Source organism: Micromonospora sp. NPDC005324 (assembly GCF_040607155.1).
In the GTDB taxonomy this organism is placed as follows: Bacteria; Actinomycetota; Actinomycetes; order Mycobacteriales; family Micromonosporaceae; genus Micromonospora; species Micromonospora trifolii.
In genome coordinates, this window is sequence record NZ_JBEXGE010000061.1 from 1 (window position 1) to 21818 (window position 21818).

The following is a 21818-nucleotide window of genomic DNA, read 5'->3' on the forward strand; positions in this document are numbered from 1 at the left end:
CGCCGACTGGATCGCCACCCGCGGCTACGCCACCAGCTGACCCGCACCCACACACGACCGAAGGGCCGGACCCCACCACGGGGCCCGGCCCTTCGGCATGACCGGGTCGTTCTCCACCCGCCCTCGGCAGGCTCGAACGACGTCGAGGGTCAACCGAGCTGACGACGCCACCCACCCCCGGCAAGCCACCCATCGGACCGAACCACCCGACCACAGTGTGCGGGCCACCCCACGGACTGACTCATGGGTCCTTTCGAGCTGATGTCGTAGACGAATCACGGCATGGCCGACCGAGCCGAACTGGTGATTCGTTCACGACATCAGCTCGACAGGGCGCCGAACTCACCTGCCCAGCCTCGGCGCGAAGTATCGCGAGTGCCCAGCCTCGGCGCGGGGTGTCGAGGAAAGTACCGAGCGCCACGACCCGAGCGCCCGCGAATGACCGGCGCGCCGGCACGGACCTGCTGCGAGCCTGCATGCCGGAGGGACGGTCGTGGGGCGCCGACGCCCGACCGGCCAGGGGCTCAGCCCCCGGAGTCGTCCATCTCGGCGCCCTCGGGGACCGTGTCGTCGTCCCGGCTGGCCAGCCAGCCCTCCGGCAGGGAGACCTTGCCGGGCGAGTTGGTACGCCCGCGCGGCTGGCCCAGGGCGGTCACCGGGAACGGCTCCGCCGGGTCGAGCTTGCCGAGCAGGTCGTCGAGCTGGGCCAGGGTTTCGATCATCGCCATCGAGCGGCGCAGTTCGCCGCCGACCGGGAAGCCCTTGAGGTACCACGCGACGTGCTTGCGGAAATCGGTGCAGCCGTCCCGTTCACCTCGGGCCGGGTTGCGGGCGCCGGCCGTGAACTGGTCGACCAACAGCTCGGCGTGCCGGCGCATGGTCACCGCCACCTCGCCGAGGGTCGGCAGCCGCCGCTCCGGTCGACCGTTGAAGGCGGCCTCCAGGTCGGCGAAGAGCCACGGTCGGCCCAGGCAGCCGCGCCCGATGACCACGCCGTCGACGCCGGTGTGGGCCACCATGCGCAGCGCGTCGTCGGCCTCCCAGATGTCGCCGTTGCCGAGCACCGGCACGTCGAGGGCCTGCTTCAGCGTGGCGATCGCGTCCCAGTCGGCGGTGCCCGAGTAGCGCTGCGACGCCGTCCGCCCGTGCAGGGCCACCGCGGCCACGCCGGCCTCCTGGGCGGCGAGCCCGGCTTCGACGTACGTCAGGTGGTCGTCGTCGATGCCCTTGCGCATCTTGACAGTGACCGGCACCCCGGACGGTGCCGCGGCGGCCACCGCGGCCCGCACGAGCCGCGCGAAGAGCCGGCGCCGCCACGGGAGCGCCGCGCCGCCGCCACGCCGGGTGACCTTGGGGACCGGGCAGCCGAAGTTGAGGTCGATGTGATCGGCCAGGTTGCGCTCGACGACGATCCGCACGGCGGCGGCGGTGATCTCCGGATCGGTGCCGTAGAGCTGGAGGCTGCGGGGCTTCTCGTCGTCGCCGAACGCGATCATGCGCAGCGTCTTCGGGTTGCGCTCGACCAGCGCCCGAGTGGTGATCATTTCGCAGACGTAGATGCCGCCGCCCTGCTCACGGCAGAGCCGACGGAACCCGATGTTGGTGATCCCGGCCATCGGCGCGAGCACGACCGGCGGCCACACCTGGTGCTGGCCGAGAGTCAGCGGGCGCAGCGCGGGCACGGTCGAGGCAGTCACCGGACAAGTGTACGGGGCCCCGACCGGCGCTTATCGCGTCGGCCGAGGCCCCGTGCGCAGAGTCTCAGCAGCCGGGCAGACGCTCGATCAGGTAGCGCTCGACCTGGTCCAGGGAGACGCGCTCCTGGGCCATGGTGTCGCGGTTGCGCACCGTCACCGCGTTGTCGTCCAGGGTGTCGAAGTCGACAGTCACGCAGAACGGGGTGCCGATCTCGTCCTGCCGGCGGTAGCGACGCCCGATCGCCTGCGAGTCGTCGAACTCCACCACCCAGCGCTTGCGCAGCAGCGTCGCGAGGTCTTTGGCCTTGGGCGACAGCGCCTCGTTGCGGGACAGCGGCAGCACCGCCACCTTGACCGGGGCGAGCCTCGGGTCGAACCGCATCACCGTGCGCTTGTCCACGCCGCCCTTGGTGTTGGGCGCCTCGTCCTCGTCGTACGCCTCCAGCAGGAAGGCGAGCACCGCGCGGGTCAGACCCGCGGCCGGCTCGATGACGTACGGCATCCAGCGCTCACTCTTGCCCTGGTCGAAGTACGACAGGTCGACGCCGGAGTGCTTGCTGTGCGTGGAGAGGTCGAAGTCGGTGCGGTTGGCGACACCCTCCAGCTCGGCGAACTCGGTGCCACCGAACTGGAAGCGGTACTCGATGTCCACCGTCCGCTTCGAGTAGTGCGACAGCTTCTCCTTGGGGTGCTCGAACAGGCGCAGATTGTCCGCCGAGAGGCCGAGGTCGAGGTACCAGTTCCAGCGCTCCTGGAGCCAGTACTCGTGCCACTGCTCGTCGGTGCCCGGCTCGACGAAGAACTCCATCTCCATCTGCTCGAACTCGCGGGTCCGGAAGATGAAGTTGCCCGGGGTGATCTCGTTGCGGAACGACTTGCCGGTCTGCGCGATGCCGAACGGGGGCTTCTTGCGGGCGACCGTCTCGACGTTCTTGTAGTTGACGAAGATGCCCTGCGCGGTCTCCGGGCGCAGGTAGTGCATCCCCTCGTCGCTCTCCACCGGGCCCAGGTAGGTCTTCATCAGGCCGTTGAACATCTTCGGCTCGGTGAAGGTGCCCTTGTTGCCGCAGTTGGGGCAGTTCAGCTCGGCCAGTGAGGTGAGCGGCTTGCCATGCTTCTCGGCGTACGCCTCTTCCAGATGGTCCGCCCGGAACCGCTTGTGACAGAACTGGCACTCGGTGAGCGGGTCGACGAACTCGGCGATGTGGCCGGACGCCTCCCACACCTTGCGGGACAGGATCACCGCGGAGTCCAGGCCGACGACGTCGTCGCGCTGCTGGACCATGGTCTTCCACCACTGCCGGCGGACGTTCTCCTTCAGCTCCACGCCGAGCGGGCCGTAGTCCCACGCCGATCGGGTGCCTCCGTAGATCTCACTGGAGGGGAAGACGAAGCCTCGGCGCTTGGCGAGGCTGACGACGGCGTCGATACGGTCGGCTGGCATGTTTCCTCCTACGCCGGCTGGCGGTCGGCGGGGGCGAGATGTGGATGGAACGGTCGGTTCGGGACAACGGTACGACCACCGTCCCCCCGAGCCCAGCAGAATACCGGGGACGGGTCAGCTGACCTCGCAGACCTCCACCCCGCCGGTCTGCCCGTCCTGGCCGAGGCTGACCTGTTGCCGCTCCCGGTCGCCGCCGTCGAGGGTCACGTCGACCGGCACGGTCAGGTAGGTGGTGTCCACCTCACCCACCCGGAACCCGGTCACCTGTGGTTCGGCGGCAGCGCGCCGCTCGAACTCCGGCCGGGACTCACGCCGCTGCGCGTCGTCGCAGAGCTGGTCGTACGCCCGCCCGTAGTTCCGCTCGACCAGCGCCTGGTAGTAGTCGCCGGTCACTGTGCGGGCCTGTTCCCGGATGGCCTGGACTCCGCTGACGGCCAGGCCGACGACGGCGGTGCCACCCCCGCCGCAGCAGAGCACCACGGCGAGCGCGCCGACGCCGAGGCCGATCCAGAGCCGAGTCCGGCGGCCCTCGGTGGGCGGCGCGGCGAACGGCGGAGCCACCCCGGGACCGGGTGGCGGGGCGGGTGCGGTCATAGGAGCAGCGTAGTGTCCGCCGGCTCAGCGGTAAGGACCCGTAGCCCGATCACTGTCGGCGACGACCACGGCCGCGCCGGGGGCGGCGGTGGCCAGCGCCTCGTAGGCGGAGGGCTCGTCGACGGACTCGGCGAGCAGCGGCACGGCGCTGACCTTGACCTCGAAGGCGCCGAGCGCCCTCCGGTACGTGCCGACCGACTCCCATTCGGTGACCAGTGACCAGTGCCGGGGGTCGTCCAGCGCCCGGACCAGTTGGCCGCGCAGGTAGCCGGGCCGGGCGGCCAGCGCGGTGAGGGCGGCGTGCGCCCGTTCGGTGAAGCCGTCGGCGGCATCGACGTCGACCACGAACCGGTTGGTCACCAGCACCCGGGGTTCCTCCTCGTAGAGTCTGTGGGATGCAGCGTACGCAGCGCCCTCTGCTCGCCCGGTTGGCCGGGGCGAACCCGACGTCGGTGTTCCTGCTCACCCTGGTGGTGGTGCTGGTGGCGTTCTTCACGCCCGGGGTGATCGGCGGGCTGCTCACGCTCGCGCTCGCCGGGGTCCTGATCGCCCTGTTGGCGACGACCTGGGCGGTTCAGGCACCGCGGACCCGGCTGATCCGACTGGTGATGCTCACCCTGCTGGTGACGGTGGGCCTCGCGAAGCTCCTCTGACATGCAATCATGCGTTTTTGACAATCATTATCGTTGCCACGGACAGTTGGCCACATGACCAACCGCGCCACGTACCGTGTCCTCGCCGCCGCGACCGCCCTCCTCGCCCTGGGTGCCGGGGCCGGCTGCTCCACCGGTGGTGCCGCCGGCGCCGATCCCCAGCGAGTCGACGTGGTGGCAGCGTTCTACCCCCTCCAGTTCCTGGCCGAGCGGATCGGCGGCGACGCGGTCCGGGTGACCAACCTGGCCAAGCCGGGCGCCGAGCCGCACGACCTGGAACTCAACCCGAGCCAGGTCGGTGAGGTCAGCGACGCGGAGCTGATCGTCTACCTCAAGGGGTTCCAGCCGGCGGTGGACGACGCCGTGGCCCAGAACGGCGGCGACCGGGCGTTCGACGTGACCAGCGTGCAGCCACTGTTGGGCGCGTCCGCCGGCGGGCACAACCACGAGGGCGAGGAGGGGCACGCCGAGGAGGGCAACGGCGGCAAGGACCCGCACGTCTGGCTCGACCCGACCCGACTGGCCGGCATCGGCGACCAGCTCGCCCAGCGGCTCGGCAAGGCCGACCCGGACCACGCCGCCGACTACACCTCCCGGGCGGCAGCCCTGCGCGCCGACCTGACGACCCTGGACGGCGAGTTCACGCAGGGTCTGGCGACCTGCCAGCGGCGGGAGATCGTGACCAGCCACGCGGCGTTCGGCTACCTCGCCGACCGCTACCAGCTCGACCAGGTCGGCATCACCGGCCTGAGCCCGGACGTCGAGCCCTCGCCGCAGCGCCTCGCGCACGTGATCGAGGAGGCCAAGGAGCACCAGGCCACCACGATCTTCTTCGAGACCCTGGTCAGCCCGAAGGTGGCCGAGACCATCGCCGGTCAGGTCGGCGCGAAGACCGCCGTCCTCGACCCGATCGAAGGGCTCGCCGCCGGCAGCAACGGGGACTACCTTTCGGTGATGCGCACCAACCTGCGGACCCTGCAGACGGCCTTGAGCTGCTCGTGACCTCACCTGTCATCACCGTCGAGCACGGGGTGGTCGGCTACGACGGCCGCCCCGTGCTCCGGGACATCTCGCTCACCGTGACCGCCGGCGAGGTGGTCGCGATCCTCGGCGCCAACGGCTCGGGCAAGTCGACCCTGATCCGCGCCGTGCTCGGGCTGGTGCCGATCAGCGCCGGCTCGGTCACCCTCTTCGACCGGCCGTTGCGCCGGTTCCGGCAGTGGGCACGCATCGGGTACGTCCCGCAGCGCCTGGGCGCGGGCGGCGGCGTACCGGCCACCGTCCGCGAGGTGGTGGCCTCCGGCCGGCTGGCCCGTCGGGGGGTGCTGCGTCCGCCGGGTCGGGCCGACCGGTCCGCCGTCGACGCCGCGCTGCGCTCGGTCGGGCTCGCCGACCGGGCCGGTGACCCGGTGTCCACGCTCTCCGGCGGCCAGCAGCAGCGCACCCTGATCGCCCGCGCCCTGGCCGGCCAGCCGGAGCTGCTTGTTCTCGACGAGCCCACCGCAGGGGTGGACGCGGCCAGCCAGGAGGCGTTCGCCGGCGCGCTGCGCGACTTCGTCGCCGAGGGCGGAACGGTGCTGCTCGTCGCCCACGAACTGGGCCCGCTGCGACCGGTGATCAGCCGGGCTGTCGTCGTCCACGAGGGTCGCATCGCCCACGACGGCGCGGTGCCGGACCCGGCCGGCCATCACGCGGAGCCCGACCACGACCACGTGCACCCGCACTGCTACGACGAGCCCGCCGGGCTGTGGAGCAACTGACAGATGGAACTCTTCCAGTACCCCTACATGCAGCGCGCCCTGATCGCCGCGCTGGTGATCGGCCTGGCCGCGCCGGCGCTCGGCATCTACCTGGTGCAGCGCCGGCTGACGCTGATCGGCGACGGCATCGGGCACGTGGCGCTGACCGGCGTCGGCGCCGGCCTGCTGCTCAACCGCTCACCGGTGCTGGTCGCGGTGATCGCCGCCACCATCGGCGCGATCGCCATCGAGATCGTCCGGGCTCGTGGGCGTACCTCCGGTGATCTGGCTTTGGCCCTGCTCTTCTACGGTGGCATCGCGGGCGGCGTACTCCTGGTTGGCCTCTCCGACGCGACCAGCGCCAACCTCAACGAGTACCTGTTCGGGTCGCTGCTCACCACCTCACCCGCCGACCTGATCACCGTCGCGGTGCTCGGCACGGCGATCCTGGTCACGATGATCGCGCTGCGTCCGGCGCTCTTCGCGGTCAGCCACGACGAGGAGTACGCCCGGGTCTCCGGCCTGCCGGTGCGCACGCTGAACCTGCTGATCGCTGTCGCCACAGCGGTCACCGTGACCATCGCCATGCGGGCCGTCGGGGTGCTGCTGATCAGCGCGTTGATGGTGGTGCCGGTCGCCACCGCCCAGCAGGTCACCCGGGGCTTCCGCAGCACGATGGCCGCCGCGATGGCGCTCGGGCTCTTCGCCGCCGGCTCGGGTGTCTGGGTGGCGGCCACGGCGGACACCGCGCCGGGCGCTTCGGTGGTGCTGGTGGCGATCGCGTCGTTCCTGGTGGTGGCCGTGGCCAGGGCCGCCTGGCGGGTCGTGCGCCGCCGGACGACGCCGACCGCCTCGCCCACCCCGGAACCGCACGAGGTCGTGCTGAGCTGAGCCTGGTCAGCGCGGCGCCGGTGGTATTGGTTACCGTTGCAGGATGACCAGCGCCACGGGCTACGACGGGTTCGACGGGGCCAGCGAATTGCTTCGCGCCCTGTCCGCGCCCATTCGGCTGGCCATCGTCAGTGAGCTGGCCGGCGGCGAGCGGTGCGTGCACGAGTTGGTGGAGAAGCTCGGCGCGGCGCAACCACTGGTCTCCCAGCACCTGCGGGTGTTGCGCGGGGCGGGCGTGGTGCGCGGCTCCCGCCGAGGCCGGGAGATCGCCTACAGCCTGGTCGACGAGCACGTCGCGCACATCGTGGCGGACGCGGTCAGCCACGCCGGGGAGGGATCATGAGCGAGAGCAGCGCCGCGGTGCGCAACACCCGGCAGCGCTCGGCGGTGAGCGCGCTGCTGGGCGAGATGGAGGGCTTCCACAGCGCTCAGGACCTGCACGCGATGCTGCGGCAGCGTGGCGAGCGGGTGGGCCTGACCACCGTCTACCGCACCCTCCAGGGGCTCGCCGACGCCGGTGAGATCGACGTGATGCGTCCGCCGGGCGGCGAGCACCTCTACCGCCGGTGCAGCGAGGGGCACCACCACCACCTGGTCTGCCGGGTGTGCGGGCGTACGGTCGAGGTGGCCGGCCCGGCCGTGGAGAGCTGGGCCGATCGGGTCGCCGCACAGCACGGCTACGCCGACGTCAGCCACACCCTGGAAATCTTCGGCACCTGCCCGACCTGCCCGCGCTGACCAGGGCGTAGCCGTGTCAAACCTTGAGTTCCGGCCGGTGCAGCCGGTCGGCAGCGGCACAGCGCTGCTCGACTGGCAGCGCATCCACAATCTGATCATCCCGACCGATCCGCTGTCGGTCGACGAGATCGCCGTCCGCGCGCGGAGAAACATTCTCGAGGTCGCGTACGCCGACCAAGTGCCGGTGGGCTGCTCGACGGTGCGACCCCCGGAGTCGGACAGCGCACCCGGGACGGTGATCGCCCGGGTTCTGCCCGAACACCGCCGGCACGGGTACGGCGAGCAGATCTACAAGCGCGGGCTGGCTGCGGTACGTGAACTCGGCGCGCAGGTCGTCCAGACCGTCATCCTGGCGTCCAACGACGACGGCCTGCGGTTCGCCCGCCGGCACGGCTTCGTCGAGATCGAGCGGTACGTCCTGCCCGGCGACACTGTCGCGTTCGTGGACCTCCAGCTCGCCTGATCACGGACGCCGCGAGCGGTGCGGGGGCGGACCCGACCAAACTCCTGGCGGATACCGGCCCCGGCCGGCGCGTGGCACGCTGGCCGGCGGGTGCCGCCCTCAGCCTGTTCGTGGCACGCTGACCGGCGTGAAAATCTATGCCGATCGGTTTCCGACCGCCGCCCGTCAGTTGCTCACCGACCTGCTCGTCGTCGCCTGGGTGTACGCGGCGGTCCGCGGCGCGCTGTGGCTGCACGACCTCGTGCAAAAGCTCGCCGTACCGGGGCAGAAGTTGGAAGGCGCGGGCAGCGGGCTCGCCGACAACCTCGCCGAGGCCGGCAGCAAGGTTCGCCGGGTGCCGCTTGTCGGCGACGAACTCACCGCGCCGTTCCGGCAGGCCGCCGACGCCGCCCGAGGGCTCGCCGACGCCGGCCGCGACCAGCAGCACCTCGTCGACCAGCTCGCCCTGGCCCTCGCCGTCGCGGTGCTGATCTTCCCGCTCGGCATCGTGCTGTTCGGTTGGCTGCCGCTGCGGGTCCGCTGGATGCGCCGGGCCGGATCAGCGGCGAAGCTGGCCGCCGGGCCGGCCGGCCGCGACCTCCTCGCCCTGCGCGCGCTGGCCACCCAGCCACTGGGCCAGCTGACCCGGATCGGCCCCGACGTCGCCGAGGCGTGGCGGCGCGGCGACGACGCGACAGTCGACGCCCTGGCGGCCCTGGAACTGCGCCAGCTCGGCCTGCGCGGCCGGGGCCGCTGAGGTCCGGTGCGTAGGGACTCCGACGTGACTCGCCGTGTGGCTCCCGCGCGCCGCCGTGTGGCCCGCGTCTCGGCGCGTGCCGCCTCGATCAGGTGTTGAAAAGTAGGTCTCCAGGCGGTCTGTGACCTACTTTTCAACACCTGATCATGGACAACTGTGGCGACGACGCGAGGGCAGACGCCCTGGCCGCCGAACGCGCGCTGCGCCAGCTCGGCCTGCGCGGCCGGGGCCGCTAAAGTCGTCGGGTGTTCTACTTCCTCGTCGTCATCGCCGTCCTGCTGCTCGGCTACGCCGCTGTCCTGGTCTCCTTCGTACGCCGGGGCAAGAAGATCCCACCCGCGGCGTACCTGGCGCTGGCCGGGCTCAACGGTCTGATCCTGGCGGGGGTGCTGGCCTGGGCGGTCTCGCGCTGACCGCGCTGGTCAGGGCTTCGGCGGGATGCGGCGGCGGACGTCCTCGGCGGTGGACGGGCCGGGCGACCAGCGGGCCACCCAGGGCAGCTCGTCGGACGGGGTGAGCACGCCCTCCTCCAGACCCGCGTAGCGGCCGGCGAGAATGCGCTTCGCGGCGGCGGTGTCGACCGAGTCGGTGTTGTCCCAGAGTGCGGCGAACAGGGCGTCCACCCGCACCCGCGCCTGCCGGCAGAACAGGTCGGCCAGCTCGACGTTCTCCGGGCGGCTGTCCCGTTCGGCGGTGGCCCGGACGCAGACCGCTGACATCGCGAACAACTCGGCGCCGATGTCGACCACCCGGCCGAGGAACGCCTGCTTGCGCTCCATCTTTCCCTGCCAGCGGGACATCGCGTAGAACGTCGACCGGGCCAGCTTGCGCGACGAACGCTCCACCTGGCGCAGGTGCGCGGCGAGCGGGCCGAACTCGGCGTACGCCGAAGGGCTCTGCCCCCGACCCACGGCGAGGGTGGGCAGCCACTTCGCGTAGAAGGCGCCCGCCCGCGCGCCAGCTCGGGCCTTGCGGCCCAGCCCCGCGTCCGGGTCGATGATGTCGCCGGCCACCGACAGGTGGGCGTCGACCGCCTCCCGCGCGATCAGCAGGTGCATGATCTCGGTGGAGCCCTCGAAGATCCGGTTGATCCGCAGGTCGCGCAGCATCTGCTCGACTGCGGCCGGGCGTTCGCCGCGGGCGGCCAGTGAGTCGGCCGTCTCGTAGCCGCGCCCGCCCCGGATCTGGACCAGCTCGTCGGCGATCTTCCAGGCCATCTCGCTGGCGTACAGCTTGACCAGTGCCGCCTCGATCCGGATGTCGTTGCGGTCGTCGTCGGCGAGCAGGCAGCAGAGGTCGAGCATGGTCTCCATGCCGTACGTGGTGGCGGCGATGAAGGAGAGCTTCTGCGCGACCGCCTCGTGCTCGCCGAGCGGCCGTCCCCACTGGACGCGGTCGGCGGCCCACCCCCGGGCCACGTTCAACGCCCACTTGCCGGCGCCCACACACATGGCCGGCAGCGAGAGCCGGCCGGTGTTCAGAGTGGTCAGGGCGATCTTCAGCCCCTTACCCTCGCCGCCGATGACGTTCTCGGCGGGGACGATCACGTCGTGGAACCGGGTGAGGCTGTTCTCCAGGCCGCGCAGGCCGATGAACTCGTTGCGCCGCTCGACAGTGATGCCGGGGCTGTCGCCGTCCACCACGAACGCGGTGATGCCGCCCCGACGACCCTCCGTGGCCGGCACCCGGGCCATCACCACCAGCAGGGTGGCCACTATGCCGTTGGTGGCCCAGAGCTTCACCCCGTTGAGTCGGTAACCCGTGCCGTCCGCGGTCGGCTCGGCGATGGTGGCCAGCCGGGCCGGGTCGGAGCCGACGTCGGGCTCGGTGAGCAGGAACGCGGACACCTCACCGGCGGCGAGCCGGGGCAGGAAGCGCTGTTTCTGCTCGGCGGTGCCGAACATCTTCAGTGGCTGCGGCACCCCGATCGACTGGTGCGCCGAGAGCAGCGCGCCGATGGCCGGGCTGACCGAGCCGGCCAGCATGAGCGCCCGACAGTAGTGCAGGTTGCTCAGCCCGAGCCCGCCGTACTTCCGGTCGATCTTCATGCCGAACGCGCCGAGGTCGGCCAGGCCGTGGAACACCGAGTCGGGTATCGACGCGTCCCGCTCGATGGCCTCACCATCCACCTCGGAGGCCAGGAAGGCGCGGAACCGACCAAGGAACTCCTCCGCGCGAGCCACGTCGTCCGGATCGGATCGGGGCCACGGGTCGATCAGGTCGAGCCGGAACCGGCCGAGGAACAGCTCCTTGCCGAAGCTGGGCCGGTCCCAGGTGGACTCGCGGGCGGCCTCGGCGACCTGCCGGGCCTCCTTCTCGGTGACCTGCCCGGCTTCCGCGGGCAGCGGCGCGGCGGCACCGGCAGTGGTTTCGGAGTCGGGGCCGTCCGGTGCCGGTCGGCCATCCTGCGTCGTGGTCACGGCTGCCCCCTCGATGCTCGGTGCGGCTACCGCCACGCTACCCCTGGTTGTTACCCAGGGGTAGCGCTGCGTGAAGGTCGGCGCGATCAGCGGCCGGTGCTCGTGTCCGGGTCGTCGTCCTCGTCGTCGATGTCGTCCTCACCCCAACTGCGTCGGGCGAACGGCAGGGCCACCCAGAACGTGAGGAACCAGATTCCGGCCAGGGCGCTGAGCACGAAGGCGATCGGCCGGTCCAGCACGAAGTCGGTGATCAGCAGCACCGCGCTGACCATCGCGATCAGCATGAAGGCGAGGCCGCCGGTGGCCATCCGGTGCGCGAAGCGGACCAGCTCCGGTTTGCGCCCCTGCCGGAACAGCGCCCGGTGGAACGCCACCGGCGAGATGATCAGTGCGGTGGCGGCGGCCGCCGCGAGCAACGCCACGATGTAGACGTCGCGCTGGAACTCCGTGGTCTCGGTGAACCCGTTACTGAACGGCAGGGTGAGCAGGAAGGCGAAGAGGATCTGCACGCCGGTCTGGGCGACCCGCAACTCCTGCAGCAGGTCGGCGAAGTTGCGCTGCCAGCGCTGCTTCTCGGTCTCCTTGGACACGCGCTACCTCCGGTGAGACGGTACTGCCGGCGGTCCCGGCCGCCGGCAGCAACGCCAATGCCCCACCCGGCCGAGCGCGAAACAGGTTCACGACATCCGCCGTTCATCTCGGCGACGCAAGTCGGCCATCGGAACCGGGTCAGGACCCGCGTCGGATCCGGCCCGCGTATCGCGCCTCCAGCTCGTTGTTGTGCGCGTCGCCGTCCGGGATGTTCGCCGACAGGTAGACCGGGGGCCGCTCCCCCGCCGCCAGCAACCGCGCCACCACCTCCACTGTCACCTGCTGCGCCAGCAGCGCCGCGGTGATCGAGGAGACCGCGCCGACCGCGCCGCCACCGGGCAGGGGCAGTGTCGCGTCGCCGTACGGCGCGCCGTTGTCGAGCACCACGTCGGCGAGGTCGCTCAGCTTGTGCCCGGACGGGTGCCGGGAGGTCATCCGCCCGGAGTGCCGCGTCGAGGTGATCGCCACCAGTCCGTGACCGTGCTCCTTCACCAGCGTGGCGAACTCCACCATCGCGCCGTTGACCCCGGAGTTCGAGGCGAGCACGAAGACGTCGGTGGGGCGCACGGGGGCCAGTTCGTAGAGGCGGTGCGCGACGGCCGGGTCCCGTTCCAGCAGCGGGCCCAGCCGGTCGGCCGGTTCGCCGCCGAGCAGCACCAGGTCGCGTAGCGCGATCCGGTTGGTCGGCACCAGACCGCCCGCCCGTCCGGCGATCTCCATGGCGAGGGCCTCCGAGTGCCCGGTGCCGAACGCGTGCACCACGCCGTCGGCTCGGACGGCCTCCGCGATCAGGTCGGCGGCGCGCCCCACCGCCTCCCGCTGACTGGCCGCCACCTGGCCGATCGTCTCGGTCACCACGGCCAGGTAGTCCTCGGCACTCACCGTCATACGTCCTCCGTCGTTCGATTACGGGCCAGCCAACGAACCGCGAAGTCGACAGCCGCCCGCTGGCGCATCAACCTGCCGGTCCCGGTGCCGAGCGGTGCGGTGCGTACCGCCCCGGTGGCCTCCAGATCCCCGCCCAACGCGGCGAAGTCGTCCGCGTCGAGTCGTACGTCCTGCCACCACACCCATTCCCGACCACCGTCGGCGGTACGCACGGCAGCACCGATCCGCTCCCGGGGCGAGCCGGGGCAGCGGTACTCGGCCAGATGCAGCGAGGTGCTCACCGAGTGGTCCACGCCGAGCAGCAACACGTCGGCGTCGAGGTCGTAGAGGCGGGCCAGCGGGGAGCCCTCGCCGAGCATGTCCGCCAGGGCGTGCCCGGCCACCACCTGCTCGGCGGCCGGGCCGAGCGCGGCGAACGACACGTGCGGATGGGAGCTGCGCAGCGCACCGGGCCAGCCGCGGACCGTCTCGGCGAACGCACCCATGAACCGGCTCGGGGTGACCGCCGGGTCGAAGCCCGGCATCTCCGAGCGGATCAGCGGCCACCAGTCCGCCGGCACCGGGGGGTTGCGCCACTGCGCGGGGTCGCTGTTGTCGGGCGTGTGGGTGGGCACGACGATCGTACCGTCCGGGCCGAGCGCGTCGCGCAGGGCGAGCACCACCGCGTGCGGGCCGCCGCTGACGAAGCCCAGCGGACGCAACGAGGCGTGCACCAGCAGCGTCGCGCCGGGGCGTACGCCCAGCACGCGCAGCTGCGCGGCGATCGAGCGACGGCTGCCCGGCCCGCTGGCGTCCACCGCCGCTCAGGCCGTTCCGCCGGCTCGGGCCAGGATCGCCTCGGCGAGCGGGGCCGGCGCCGCGTCCGGGATCCAGTGACTCACCCCGGGCAGCCGCACGAACCGGTAGTCCCCGGTGACGTTGCGCGCGCACGCCTCGGCGGCGGTCCGGCCGATGGCGACGTCCCGGTCACTCCAGACGTACGTGGTGGGCACCGCGACCGGGCCGACGCCGGCCAGGTCGGCGCGGGACATCGCCCGGTACCAGTTCAGCGCGGCGGTGAGCGCCCCCGGCTCACGCATCGGGTCGGCGTACCGGTTCACCCGGGACGTGTCGCCCACCCCGCCGAGCAGCTTGCGCAGCGCGGTGGCGTGCCACGCCAGCAGCACCTTCTCCGCCTTGTCGGGCTTGCGGAACAGCGCGATGTACGACGACCGGGCCTTCTGTTGGGCGTCGGTGCTCAGGGCGTGCGCCATGGCCGCCGGATGCGGTACGGACACCGCGGTCAGCGTGTGGACCCGCTCGGGGTGCCGGGCGGCGACCCCCCAGGCCACTATCGCGCCCCAGTCGTGGCCGACCAGGTGCACGGCGTCCAGCGCGAGCGCGTCGAGCACCGCCACCACGTCGGTGACGAGTTCGGGGATCCGGTAGTCGGCCACCGCAGTGGGCCGGGCGCCGGGTGAGTAACCGCGCTGGTCCAGCGCGTACGTGCGCAGCCCACCCGCGTGCAGAGCCGGCACCACGTCGTCCCACTCACCACTGTGCTGGGGGAAACCGTGCAGCAGCAGGACGGGTACGCCGTCCGTCGGACCGCCAACGGTCACCTCGAACGTAAAGCCTCGCGCGTCAACCCGCATGATCGGAAGCGTACCCAGACGGCGGTGCGCCGGTCGCTCCCGCAGGTCAGACGGATGCCCTGCTGGGCCCGCGGCAGTGGTCGGTGTTAGCGTCAGCGAGACAACTTCATATCCGACAGGGGAGCGCACAGCGCTGAGAGTGCGGGCACGCCCGCAGACCCTCGAACCTGATCTGGGTAATGCCAGCGCAGGGAGTTCGGTCGACCTCCAGCCGCGCCGCAGTCCGGTGCCACCGGACGCGGCGTGCGTCTTCTCCTGGTTCGCACTCACGAACTGGGAGCAACACATGACATCCACCACCGACACACACCGTTGGCGCACCATCGACATCGTGGTCGCCTCGGTGATCGCGGTCGCCTTCGGCGTCATCTTCTGGGCCTGGGGCCTGGTCTGGAGCGCCACCGAGGGCGCGTTCGCCTTCTTCCCGCCGGCGCAGACGCTGCTCTACGGCGTCTGGCTGATGCCGGCGGTGATCGGTGGGCTGGTCATCCGCAAGCCCGGCGCCGCGCTCTACTGCGAAACGGTGGCCGCGGTCCTGTCCGCGTTGCTGGGCAGCCAGTGGGCCGGCACGGTGATCCCGCAGGGCATCGTGCAGGGCATCGGCGCCGAACTGGCCTTCGCCGCCTTCCGGTACCGGTCGTTCCGGCTGCCGACAGCTGTGTTCGCGGGCGCGCTGACCGGCCTCAGCGCAGCGCTGTTCGACTTCTTCGTCTGGAACGTCGACTACGCGCTGACCGACTACCGCATCCCGTACGCGCTGCTCACCATCGTCAGCGCCACCGTGATCGCCGGCTTCGGCGGCTGGCTGCTGACGAAGGCCCTGGCCAACACCGGCGTCCTGGACCGCTTCCCAGCAGGCCGAAACCGAGCCCTGATCTAACCCCCCTGATCGATGACGTTGATCAAGAGGTTTGCGTCAACGGAAGTCGGTTTCCTGACGCGAACCTCTTGATCAACCGAGGATTGGCGGGGGCGCGGCCCGGAGGAGGTGGGTTTGGTGGGCGGGGTACTGCTGCGGGGGTTCGGGTGGCGACACGCTGGGCGGCGCGCGTGGGCCGTTCGGGGTGTTGACCTGCGGGTTGAGGCTGGGGAGCGGGTTCTGCTGCTCGGGCCCTCGGGGGCCGGTAAGAGCACGGTGCTCAGCGCGCTGGCCGGGCTGCTTCCCGAGGACTCCGGCGAGCAGGAGGGCACCGTCGAGATCGACGGGCTCGACCCGCGCAAGGGGCGGGAACGGGTCGGCATCGTCTTCCAGGACCCGGAGACCCAACTGGTGATGGCGCGCTGCGGCGACGACGTCGCGTTCGGGCTGGAGAACCGTGGAGTGCCGGCCGACGAGATCTGGCCCCGGGTGGACGAGGCGCTGCACCGGGTCGGCTTCCCGTACTCCCGGGACCGTCACACCGCGGCGCTCTCCGGCGGCGAGCAGCAACGCCTCGCCCTCGCCGGCGCGCTGGCCCTGCGCCCCGCCCTGCTGCTGCTCGACGAGCCGACAGCAAACCTCGACCCGGCCGGGGCCGAGCTGGTCCGGCACGCGGTGGCCGGCGCTCTGGACGCCGACACCACGCTGATCCTGGTCGAACACCGGGTCGCCGAGGCACTGCCGCTGGTCGACCGGGTGGTCGTCCTGGAACCGGGCGGCGGCGTCCGCGCGGACGGCACACCCGAGGCGGTCTTCGCAGCCCACGGTGCCGCCCTGGCCGCCGAGGGGGTCTGGGTGCCCGGTCACCCCATCGCGCCCCGGGTGGCCACCGCCGGCCCCGGGGAGCTGTTGCTCACCGCCGACCGGCTCGGCCTGCCGCCCCGGCTGGGCTCCACCGATCTGGCGGTACGCGCCGGTGAAGCACTCGCCGTACGCGGACCGAACGGTGCCGGCAAGTCCACCCTGGCGTTGCTGCTCGGCGGCCTGCTTCGGCCGGGCAGCGGGCGGGTCACCGCGTCAGCGGAGTTGGCCGGCGCCGACCACCGCACTCCCCCGCACCGGTGGCGGGCGCCCGCGCTGGCCCGACGGATCGGGTCGGTCTTCCAGGATCCGGAGCACCAGTTCGTCACCAGCACGGTCTTCGACGAGCTGGCGCTCGGCCCACGCCGCACCGGCCAACCCGAGGCGGCCGTCAAGGAGACCGTGGCCGGGCTGCTGGACCGGCTGCGGCTGGACCGGCTCGCCGCCGCCAACCCGTACACCCTCTCGGGTGGCGAGGCGCGGCGGCTGAGCGTGGCGACAGCCCTGGCCACCGCGCCACGCCTGCTGATCTGCGACGAACCCACCTTCGGCCAGGACCGGCGGACCTGGCGGGAGCTAATCGACCTCTTCGCCGACCTGCGCGACGCCGGGCACGGCGTGGTCACTGTCACCCACGACGCGGACTTCGTCGCCGCGCTCGCCGATCGCACCGTCACCCTGCACCGCGCCCCGGACGACCAGCGATGATCAGCATCGAGCCGGTGGCCGCGCCGGACGCGCCGTTGGCCCGGCGCAACCCGGTGGCGAAGGTCGCCGCCGCACTGGTCTTCTCGTTCACCCTGCTGGCAACCCTGGACCCGGTTGCCCCGGCGATCGCCATCGCCCTCGAACTGGCCGTCCTGCCGCTGTTCGGCATCCGCTACCGGGTGCTGGCCCGACGGGCCTGGCCACTGCTGCTCAGTGCCGCCGGCATCCTGGTCACGCTGGTGCTGTTCGCGGCCGACCGGTCCGGCCGGGTCCTGCTGGACGCGGGACCGGTACTGGTGAGCACCGGCGTCCTGCTCACCGCGCTCGGCCTGGTGCTACGGGTGTTCGCGGTGGCCCTGCCCGGTGTGATCGTCTTCGCGACCACCGACCCCACCGACCTGGCCGACGCGTTGATCCAGAACGCGAAGGCGCCGGCCCGGTTCGCCATCGGGGCGCTGGCCGCGTTCCGGCTGGTGCCGCTGCTCGGTCAGGAGTGGCAGATGATCAGCATGGCTCGGCGCGCCCGGGGCGTCGACGCGGGCCGTAACCCGGTGGCGAAGCTGCGGCTCTTCGCCTCCACCGCGTTCGCGCTGCTGGTGGGGGCGATCCGTCGAGGCACTCGGCTGGCGGTGGCGATGGACGCGCGTGGCTTCGACGCCGGCACACCCCGTACCGTCGCCCGCCGGCAGCACTTCACCCGCGCCGACGTCCTCCTCATCGCCGGGTCCGCCGTCCTCGCCGCAGCCACCCTCACCACGAGCGTCCTCCTAGGCGCCTTCCGCCCCCTGATCAGCTGACCCCGCCCACCCCCGCCCCCCGCTGCCCCCCACCCCCACCCCCACCCCCGCCCCCCGCTTCCGTCGATCTTGCGGTTTCTGTCGTTGATTCATCCCGCTATGCCGGTGATGCGAGGACAGAAAGTGCAAGATCGACGAGCGTTGGGCGGGGCGGGGCGGGGCGGGGCGGGGCTGGGTGGCTCGGTCAGCTGCGGCGGAAGGCGTAGCGGCGGGTCTGGCCGGCCTGCTGGCTGCGGCCGCCGCCGGAGCGGTTGCCGCCGCCCTGCGGTGGCCCGGCCGTCGGCGCCTTCGGTCGGCCGGTCGGCTTCGGCAGATCTCCCACCGAAGGCGCGTCGACAACAGCGGGCACGTCGACAGCTGCCGGCAACGCCACCTCGTCCGGCAGCGCCGGCTCCACCAGCGCCGCCGGGAGCGCCGGCTCGGCCCGCAGCGCGGGCTCCACAAGCAAAGCCGGTTCGACCGCGAGGTCGAGGGCCGGGAGGGTGGTTGGGAGCGGGCCGCGGCCGGCCGCCGGGTCGACGCCGAGCGGCGTCGCTCTGGGGGTACGGGACTTCTTCGGGTTACGCCTGGCAGGCATCCGGGCCTCCTTCAATGCCGACCGGCACGGCCGGTCCCGCGCTGCGGCGGTCGGTCGGATCGGCTGGTGACCGCCGTTGCGCGACGGTCGAGTGGGGAAGGGACTGCTCACCGGGGCCAGGCAGGGCCATCGCCGCCGAACGGCGGGGAAGGAATGCGGGACGCCCGGGAGCGCACGGACCGCGACGCGGGGCGGCGGGCCGGCTCGGAAGTGGGGCGTCAGTTACGCATGTTCGTACCGTAGCCACCGCCCGACCGACGCGCATCCGTTATTACTGGCACGATCGGCACATGCTGATCGCGTTCTCGATCACCCCGCTCGGCGGTGACGACTCCGTGGGTGACCTGGTCGCCGAGGCGGTGCGGGTGGTCCGTGCGTCCGGCCTGCCCAACCGGACCGATGCCATGTTCACCACCGTGGAGGGCGAGTGGGACGAGGTGATGGCGGTGGTGAAGCAGGCGGTCGACGTGGTCGCCGCGCAGGCGCCCCGGGTGAGTGTGGTGCTCAAGGCCGACGTCCGGCCCGGGGTGACCGACGCGTTGACCGGGAAGATCGCCCGAATCGAAGCCCGTCTCGCCGAAGGCTGACGTGCGCGGCGCGGAATGACGACACGTTTCCCCGCGCGGGGCTCACCGACCACTGTCGAGAGCCCGAGCCGCCAGCGGCAACGTCCACGTCACGTCCAGTAACGGGACGTCGATCACTGGTCCCTATCGGCTCACATCACGGTAAGTTTCCAAACGCTGATAGTGGTGTGACGAGAGGTGGCGGCACGAATGGCTGATCAGGCGAGGGCACAGATCGGTGTGACCGGGTTGGCGGTGATGGGTCGCAACGTGGCCCGCAACCTGGCCCGCAACGGCTTCACGGTGGCAGTGCACAACCGCTCGCCGGAGCGCACCCGCAGCCTGGTCGCCGAGCACGGCGACGAGGGCACGTTCGTGCCGGGCGAGACGATGGCCGATTTCGTGGCGTCACTGGAACGCCCCCGCGCGGTCATCGTCATGGTGAAGGCCGGCGCGCCCACCGACGCGGTGATCGACGAGCTGGTGCCGCTGCTCGACGAGGGCGACATCATCGTCGACTGTGGCAACGCCCACTTCGCCGACACGCGCCGCCGCGAGGAGGCGCTGCGGGCGCAGGGGCTGCACTTCAGCGGCACCGGCGTCTCCGGCGGCGAGGAGGGCGCGCTGCGCGGGCCGAGCATCATGCCGGGCGGCTCCGCCGAGTCGTACGCGAAGCTCGGGCCGATGTTCGAGAAGATCGCCGCTCAGGTGGACGGCGTGCCGTGCTGCACGCACGTCGGGCCGGACGGCGCCGGGCACTTCGTCAAGATGGTGCACAACGGCATCGAGTACGCCGACATGCAGCTCATCGCCGAGGCGTACGACCTGCTCCGGGCCGGCCTGGACGCGACGCCGGCCGAGATCGCGGAGATCTTCCGGGAGTGGAACAACGGCGAGCTGGAGTCGTTCCTCATCGAGATCACCGCCGACGTGCTCGCGCACACCGACGCGGCGACCGGCCGGTCGTTCGTTGACATCGTGCAGGACCGGGCCGAGCAGAAGGGCACCGGTCGGTGGACAGTGCAGAGTGCCCTGGACCTGGGCATCCCGATCACCGGAATCGCCGAGGCGACCTTCGCCCGCTCGCTCTCCGGGCACGTCGACCAGCGCGAGGCGGCCCGTCGGGCGTTCCCCGACGCGGGTGAGAAGTGGCAGGTCACCGACCGGGAGACCTTCGTCGAGGACGTACGCCGGGCGCTGCTCGCTTCCAAGATCGTCGCGTACGCGCAGGGCTTCGACCACATCCGCGCGGGCAGCCAGGAATACAACTGGGACATCGACCTGGGCGGCACCGCGACGATCTGGCGGGGCGGCTGCATCATCCGGGCCCGCTTCCTGAACCGGATCCGTGAGGCGTACGACGAACAGCCCGACCTGCCGACGTTGCTGGTGGCGCCGTACTTCGCCGAGGCGGTCAGCGCTGGCGTGCCGAGCTGGCGGCGGGTGGTGGCCGACGCGACCCGCGCCGGTGTGCCGACGCCCGCGTTCTCGTCGTCGCTGGCGTACTTCGACGCGTTGCGCGCGGAGCGGTTGCCGGCCGCGCTGATCCAGGGTCTGCGGGACAACTTCGGCGCGCACACCTACCAGCGGGTGGACCGCGAGGGCTCGTTCCACACCACCTGGGCCGCCGACCGCACCGAGTCTCCGGCGTAGCCGGGGCGGCGCCGGGCGCGCCGCCGTGACAGTGCTCGATCCTTGATGTGGTGGTCTCCCCCGCTGGGGAGGCCACCACATCCATCTTCGGGGCGGGAACATGGGGCGGGTGACGGTCAGGCGACCGTGGCGTGCATCTCCCAGACGAGGATCTCGGCCGGTTCGTCGGCGGTGACCCGCCGGCCACCGGTCATGGTGAGCCGGGCGGCGTCGCCGCTGCCGAGCGGGCCGCCGCCCTCCAGTGTCACAGTGCCGTTGGGCACGTAGAGGTGCACGTAGGGCGCGTCGGGGATGGTGACCTCGTCGCCGGGGGCGAGACGGGCGGCGTGCAGGGTCGCGTACCGGTTGCGGATCCGGATCGCGGACGCGCTGTCGTAGCGGTCCATCCCGGAGGCGATCGGCACCAGGCCCCCGCGGAGCAGCTCGTCCTCGATGTCCAACTGTTCGTAGCCGGGGTCGACGCCCTGCTCGTCGGGGAGCACCCACATCTGCACGAAGTGCACCGGGTCGGTGTGCGGCTCCTGGTTGTTGAGCCGCCAGGCGTCGTTCTTCTCCGAGTGCAGGATGCCGGTGCCGGCGCTCATCCGCTGCGCCAGACCCGGGTAGATCACCCCGGAGTGCCCGGTGGAGTCCTGGTGCACCAGGGAACCGCGCAGCACCCAGGTCACGATCTCCATGTCCTGGTGCGGGTGGGTCTCGAAGCCGGCGCCCGGTCGGACCACGTCGTCGTTGTTGACCAGCAGCAGGCCGTGGTGGGTGTTGGCCGGGTCGTAGTGCCGGGAGAACGAGAAGGAGTGCTTGGAGTCCAGCCAGGAGATCCGGGTGGCGAAGCGATCATCGGCACGACGGATGTCGACAGCGGGCGCGGGGGCGGTCACCAGGCACGCGGCCCGGCGTCGGGGGTCGACGGGGCCCAGGTCAGGGCCGGCTCGCCGGTGGCCAGTTCGGCGATCTCACCGGTGCGCAGCTGCGGTGTGTGGCCGAACTCAGCGCAGTGCTGCTCGGCGATCTCGGCACAGATCTCGGCCACCTGTTCGCAGATCGGGTCGCCCAGGTCGGCGGCGTTCAACGCCATGATCATCTTGAATCGGAGATCGCGCATGTGCCCCCCAACCGCCGTCGTCCCCACCACCTCCGGACCCTACCCGCCGCCCTTGCGCAGGACCCCGAAACGAGCGCACCACCCCACCTCGGCACCGAGGAAGGACGCGACGGCGCCGCCCGCACGGGATGCGGGGGTCACCACGCACGGCGGTCGGCGCGGCACCGGCATCGACGCCGTGTGGTGGGCGCACCGGGGCGCCGAGCT

General features: G+C 71.8%; 26 protein-coding genes and 1 riboswitch. Of the genes, 14 read left to right on the plus strand and 12 right to left on the minus strand.

Features of this window, described 5'->3' with window-relative positions; all coding sequences use genetic code 11:
- Window positions 1–524: 524 nt before the first annotated feature.
- From dusB to ABZS40_RS34285, 4 genes are all read right to left on the minus strand, one after another.
- The gene (dusB, locus tag ABZS40_RS34270) at window positions 525–1697 is read right to left on the minus strand and encodes a tRNA dihydrouridine synthase DusB (RefSeq protein ID WP_354948559.1); all 1173 of its coding nucleotides are present in this window, start codon (window positions 1695–1697) and stop codon (window positions 525–527) included.
- Window positions 1698–1761: 64 nt separating this feature from the next.
- On the minus strand, window positions 1762–3141 hold the full coding sequence (locus tag ABZS40_RS34275; protein ID WP_354948561.1) for a glycine--tRNA ligase: 1380 nt from the start codon (window positions 3139–3141) through the stop codon (window positions 1762–1764).
- 114 nt (window positions 3142–3255) lie between these two features.
- Window positions 3256–3735, minus strand: coding sequence for a hypothetical protein (locus ABZS40_RS34280; protein WP_238678531.1), 480 nt, complete (start codon window positions 3733–3735; stop codon window positions 3256–3258).
- Window positions 3736–3759: 24 nt separating this feature from the next.
- On the minus strand, window positions 3760–4101 hold the full coding sequence (locus ABZS40_RS34285; protein WP_354948563.1) for an antibiotic biosynthesis monooxygenase: 342 nt from the start codon (window positions 4099–4101) through the stop codon (window positions 3760–3762).
- A gap of 29 nt (window positions 4102–4130) precedes the next feature.
- Between ABZS40_RS34285 and ABZS40_RS34290 the strand changes: the two genes are divergently transcribed.
- The 9 genes from ABZS40_RS34290 (at window position 4131) to ABZS40_RS34330 (ending at window position 9368) form a co-directional block, all read left to right on the plus strand.
- A complete protein-coding gene (locus ABZS40_RS34290) occupies window positions 4131–4388 on the plus strand; it encodes a hypothetical protein (RefSeq protein ID WP_354948564.1) in 258 nt (85 codons plus the stop codon).
- A 54-nt stretch (window positions 4389–4442) separates the two neighbouring features.
- Window positions 4443–5390 (plus strand): metal ABC transporter substrate-binding protein, encoded by a 948-nt coding sequence (locus tag ABZS40_RS34295; RefSeq protein ID WP_354948566.1) that lies wholly within the window; start codon window positions 4443–4445, stop codon window positions 5388–5390.
- The gene (locus tag ABZS40_RS34300; protein WP_354948568.1) at window positions 5387–6148 is read left to right on the plus strand and encodes a metal ABC transporter ATP-binding protein; all 762 of its coding nucleotides are present in this window, start codon (window positions 5387–5389) and stop codon (window positions 6146–6148) included. Before ABZS40_RS34295 ends, ABZS40_RS34300 begins: the two co-directional genes overlap by 4 nt.
- Window positions 6149–6151: 3 nt before the next feature.
- Window positions 6152–7018, plus strand: a complete 867-nt coding sequence (locus tag ABZS40_RS34305) for a metal ABC transporter permease (RefSeq protein ID WP_354948570.1) — start codon at window positions 6152–6154, stop codon at window positions 7016–7018.
- A gap of 43 nt (window positions 7019–7061) precedes the next feature.
- Window positions 7062–7361 (plus strand): metalloregulator ArsR/SmtB family transcription factor, encoded by a 300-nt coding sequence (locus ABZS40_RS34310; RefSeq protein WP_030338189.1) that lies wholly within the window; start codon window positions 7062–7064, stop codon window positions 7359–7361.
- The gene (locus ABZS40_RS34315; RefSeq protein WP_091409697.1) at window positions 7358–7756 is read left to right on the plus strand and encodes a Fur family transcriptional regulator; all 399 of its coding nucleotides are present in this window, start codon (window positions 7358–7360) and stop codon (window positions 7754–7756) included. The genes ABZS40_RS34310 and ABZS40_RS34315 overlap by 4 nt, the downstream gene beginning before the upstream one ends.
- A gap of 13 nt (window positions 7757–7769) precedes the next feature.
- Window positions 7770–8219: a GNAT family N-acetyltransferase gene (locus ABZS40_RS34320; RefSeq protein ID WP_354948572.1), complete on the plus strand. Its 450-nt coding sequence runs from the start codon at window positions 7770–7772 to the stop codon at window positions 8217–8219.
- 127 nt (window positions 8220–8346) lie between these two features.
- Window positions 8347–8955 carry a hypothetical protein gene (locus tag ABZS40_RS34325; protein ID WP_354948574.1) on the plus strand — a complete coding sequence of 203 codons (609 nt, stop codon included), beginning with the start codon at window positions 8347–8349 and terminating at the stop codon, window positions 8953–8955.
- Between the two features lie 245 nt (window positions 8956–9200).
- The gene (locus tag ABZS40_RS34330; RefSeq protein WP_167337361.1) at window positions 9201–9368 is read left to right on the plus strand and encodes a hypothetical protein; all 168 of its coding nucleotides are present in this window, start codon (window positions 9201–9203) and stop codon (window positions 9366–9368) included.
- Between the two features lie 9 nt (window positions 9369–9377).
- Here the strand turns inward: ABZS40_RS34330 and ABZS40_RS34335 are convergent, their stop codons facing one another.
- From ABZS40_RS34335 to ABZS40_RS34355, 5 genes are all read right to left on the minus strand, one after another.
- Window positions 9378–11375 carry an acyl-CoA dehydrogenase family protein gene (locus ABZS40_RS34335; RefSeq protein WP_354948576.1) on the minus strand — a complete coding sequence of 666 codons (1998 nt, stop codon included), beginning with the start codon at window positions 11373–11375 and terminating at the stop codon, window positions 9378–9380.
- 86 nt (window positions 11376–11461) lie between these two features.
- Window positions 11462–11965, minus strand: a complete 504-nt coding sequence (locus ABZS40_RS34340) for a DUF6328 family protein (protein WP_354948578.1) — start codon at window positions 11963–11965, stop codon at window positions 11462–11464.
- Between the two features lie 139 nt (window positions 11966–12104).
- On the minus strand, window positions 12105–12854 hold the full coding sequence (locus ABZS40_RS34345; RefSeq protein ID WP_354948580.1) for an SIS domain-containing protein: 750 nt from the start codon (window positions 12852–12854) through the stop codon (window positions 12105–12107).
- The gene (locus ABZS40_RS34350; RefSeq protein ID WP_354948582.1) at window positions 12851–13651 is read right to left on the minus strand and encodes an AAC(3) family N-acetyltransferase; all 801 of its coding nucleotides are present in this window, start codon (window positions 13649–13651) and stop codon (window positions 12851–12853) included. Before ABZS40_RS34350 ends, ABZS40_RS34345 begins: the two co-directional genes overlap by 4 nt.
- A 6-nt stretch (window positions 13652–13657) precedes the next feature.
- Window positions 13658–14488 carry an alpha/beta fold hydrolase gene (locus ABZS40_RS34355; RefSeq protein WP_354948584.1) on the minus strand — a complete coding sequence of 277 codons (831 nt, stop codon included), beginning with the start codon at window positions 14486–14488 and terminating at the stop codon, window positions 13658–13660.
- Window positions 14489–14595: 107 nt separating this feature from the next.
- Window positions 14596–14700: riboswitch (TPP riboswitch) on the plus strand.
- A 74-nt stretch (window positions 14701–14774) separates the two neighbouring features.
- On the opposite strand from ABZS40_RS34355, the gene ABZS40_RS34360 reads away from it, so the two are divergent.
- From ABZS40_RS34360 to ABZS40_RS34370, 3 genes are all read left to right on the plus strand, one after another.
- A complete protein-coding gene (locus tag ABZS40_RS34360) occupies window positions 14775–15368 on the plus strand; it encodes an ECF transporter S component (protein WP_354948585.1) in 594 nt (197 codons plus the stop codon).
- Between the two features lie 117 nt (window positions 15369–15485).
- Window positions 15486–16916, plus strand: coding sequence for an ABC transporter ATP-binding protein (locus tag ABZS40_RS34365; protein WP_354948586.1), 1431 nt, complete (start codon window positions 15486–15488; stop codon window positions 16914–16916).
- Window positions 16913–17713, plus strand: a complete 801-nt coding sequence (locus tag ABZS40_RS34370; RefSeq protein WP_354948588.1) for an energy-coupling factor transporter transmembrane component T — start codon at window positions 16913–16915, stop codon at window positions 17711–17713. Before ABZS40_RS34365 ends, ABZS40_RS34370 begins: the two co-directional genes overlap by 4 nt.
- Before the next feature lie 184 nt (window positions 17714–17897).
- Here ABZS40_RS34370 and ABZS40_RS34375 read toward each other — a convergent pair whose 3' ends face one another.
- A complete protein-coding gene (locus ABZS40_RS34375; protein WP_354948589.1) occupies window positions 17898–18290 on the minus strand; it encodes a hypothetical protein in 393 nt (130 codons plus the stop codon).
- 290 nt (window positions 18291–18580) lie between these two features.
- On the opposite strand from ABZS40_RS34375, the gene ABZS40_RS34380 reads away from it, so the two are divergent.
- Window positions 18581–18877: a thiamine-binding protein gene (locus tag ABZS40_RS34380; RefSeq protein ID WP_354948591.1), complete on the plus strand. Its 297-nt coding sequence runs from the start codon at window positions 18581–18583 to the stop codon at window positions 18875–18877.
- Between the two features lie 189 nt (window positions 18878–19066).
- Window positions 19067–20509: an NADP-dependent phosphogluconate dehydrogenase gene (gndA, locus tag ABZS40_RS34385; protein ID WP_354948593.1), complete on the plus strand. Its 1443-nt coding sequence runs from the start codon at window positions 19067–19069 to the stop codon at window positions 20507–20509.
- Between the two features lie 116 nt (window positions 20510–20625).
- On the opposite strand, the gene ABZS40_RS34390 is transcribed toward gndA, so the two are convergent.
- Entirely contained in the window at window positions 20626–21387 is a 762-nt protein-coding gene (locus tag ABZS40_RS34390) for a pirin family protein (RefSeq protein ID WP_354948595.1), read from the minus strand.
- Window positions 21384–21611: a thioredoxin reductase gene (locus ABZS40_RS34395; RefSeq protein ID WP_238678512.1), complete on the minus strand. Its 228-nt coding sequence runs from the start codon at window positions 21609–21611 to the stop codon at window positions 21384–21386. The genes ABZS40_RS34390 and ABZS40_RS34395 overlap by 4 nt, the downstream gene beginning before the upstream one ends.
- Between the last annotated feature and the right edge of the window lie 207 nt (window positions 21612–21818).

What these genes read in the sequence shown, in the direction of transcription:
- ABZS40_RS34275 (WP_354948561.1), bottom strand. Translation starts at nt 3,141, where the DNA reads ATGCCAGCCGACCGTATCGACGCCGTCGTCAGCCTCGCCAAGCGCCGA.
- ABZS40_RS34280 (WP_238678531.1), bottom strand. Translation starts at nt 3,735, where the DNA reads ATGACCGCACCCGCCCCGCCACCCGGTCCCGGGGTGGCTCCGCCGTTC.
- ABZS40_RS34290 (WP_354948564.1), top strand. Translation starts at nt 4,131, where the DNA reads ATGCAGCGTACGCAGCGCCCTCTGCTCGCCCGGTTGGCCGGGGCGAAC.
- ABZS40_RS34295 (WP_354948566.1), top strand. Translation starts at nt 4,443, where the DNA reads ATGACCAACCGCGCCACGTACCGTGTCCTCGCCGCCGCGACCGCCCTC.
- ABZS40_RS34305 (WP_354948570.1), top strand. Translation starts at nt 6,152, where the DNA reads ATGGAACTCTTCCAGTACCCCTACATGCAGCGCGCCCTGATCGCCGCG.
- ABZS40_RS34310 (WP_030338189.1), top strand. Translation starts at nt 7,062, where the DNA reads ATGACCAGCGCCACGGGCTACGACGGGTTCGACGGGGCCAGCGAATTG.
- ABZS40_RS34315 (WP_091409697.1), top strand. Translation starts at nt 7,358, where the DNA reads ATGAGCGAGAGCAGCGCCGCGGTGCGCAACACCCGGCAGCGCTCGGCG.
- ABZS40_RS34345 (WP_354948580.1), bottom strand. Translation starts at nt 12,854, where the DNA reads ATGACGGTGAGTGCCGAGGACTACCTGGCCGTGGTGACCGAGACGATC.
- ABZS40_RS34355 (WP_354948584.1), bottom strand. Translation starts at nt 14,488, where the DNA reads ATGCGGGTTGACGCGCGAGGCTTTACGTTCGAGGTGACCGTTGGCGGT.
- ABZS40_RS34360 (WP_354948585.1), top strand. Translation starts at nt 14,775, where the DNA reads ATGACATCCACCACCGACACACACCGTTGGCGCACCATCGACATCGTG.
- ABZS40_RS34370 (WP_354948588.1), top strand. Translation starts at nt 16,913, where the DNA reads ATGATCAGCATCGAGCCGGTGGCCGCGCCGGACGCGCCGTTGGCCCGG.
- ABZS40_RS34375 (WP_354948589.1), bottom strand. Translation starts at nt 18,290, where the DNA reads ATGCCTGCCAGGCGTAACCCGAAGAAGTCCCGTACCCCCAGAGCGACG.
- ABZS40_RS34380 (WP_354948591.1), top strand. Translation starts at nt 18,581, where the DNA reads ATGCTGATCGCGTTCTCGATCACCCCGCTCGGCGGTGACGACTCCGTG.
- gndA (WP_354948593.1), top strand. Translation starts at nt 19,067, where the DNA reads ATGGCTGATCAGGCGAGGGCACAGATCGGTGTGACCGGGTTGGCGGTG.
- ABZS40_RS34395 (WP_238678512.1), bottom strand. Translation starts at nt 21,611, where the DNA reads ATGCGCGATCTCCGATTCAAGATGATCATGGCGTTGAACGCCGCCGAC.